Source organism: Rickettsia tamurae (assembly GCF_000751075.1).
Taxonomy (GTDB): domain Bacteria; phylum Pseudomonadota; class Alphaproteobacteria; order Rickettsiales; family Rickettsiaceae; genus Rickettsia; species Rickettsia tamurae.
Genome location: NZ_CCMG01000021.1, coordinates 1 through 395, shown reverse-complemented (window position 1 = coordinate 395; position 395 = coordinate 1). Strand labels below are relative to the sequence as shown.

Sequence of the window (395 nt, the reverse complement as noted above, 5' to 3'; positions counted from 1 at the left end):
CGCCTTCGCGGGAATGACATCAAGGTCTTTTTAAAAACTGTCCACTATAAACAAACCACGGGATGACATGACTCAGAACCTTAATCCATGTCCTGCATTAATGCTTGTTCACCTTCATTAAATTCACCTTGTCCTTTTATATTATTATAAGTTGGTTTACTATTCCCAGGATCAGGTAAATAATAATGAGGCGGAACTTCTAGTGCTTTAGCACGCTGTACTTGATACTCATTAGGTCCGGCTGTTGATATACCTACGGTTTCTTTTAACTTTTTACTACAAGCAGAAGTAATTAATAAAACAGTAAATAATAAAAAAATCTTCTTCACTTAAACACCTATAAATTAAAATTATATTAGACTCCTTGCAAAATGAACTTCTAGAGGTAATTTGTA

1 protein-coding gene is annotated in these 395 nt (G+C 33.7%); it reads right to left on the bottom strand.

Annotated features, from left to right (window positions below; genetic code table 11):
• Window positions 1-80: 80 nt before the first annotated feature.
• Window positions 81-329 (bottom strand): DUF3035 domain-containing protein, encoded by a 249-nt coding sequence (locus MB29_RS07180; RefSeq protein WP_008579791.1) that lies wholly within the window; start codon window positions 327-329, stop codon window positions 81-83.
• Between the last annotated feature and the right edge of the window lie 66 nt (window positions 330-395).